Annotated in this window: 1 protein-coding gene; it reads right to left on the bottom strand. The window is 29.6% G+C overall.

Annotated elements, in window-relative coordinates:
• On the bottom strand, window positions 1-223 hold a 223-nt coding region (locus tag BU804_RS04225; protein WP_275935651.1), incomplete at both ends, for a transposase.

Raw genomic sequence — 223 nt, 5'->3', positions numbered from 1 at the left:
GTTTCTTTTTATGCGTTTATTGTGGCAAACATCTATCGACGTAGAATCAATAAAAGCAATTCCTGTGATTTCTCCTCTTTTGTCCAAAAGATAAGCAAATAGAGGAATAAAAAGGTTCTTCTTTAAATAAACAAAGCGGCTATAACTAATTAAGTTTGGAAATTCTTTAACTAAGTATTTGGTAACATACCCATAAAAGTGCTTAAATGTTCGATAATTTGAT

It is taken from the genome of Candidatus Protochlamydia sp. W-9, from assembly GCF_001950615.1.
Lineage (GTDB): Bacteria > Chlamydiota > Chlamydiia > Chlamydiales > Parachlamydiaceae > Protochlamydia > Protochlamydia amoebophila.
Note: the sequence above shows the minus strand (reverse complement) of the source record. Positions and strands in the feature narration are given on the sequence as shown.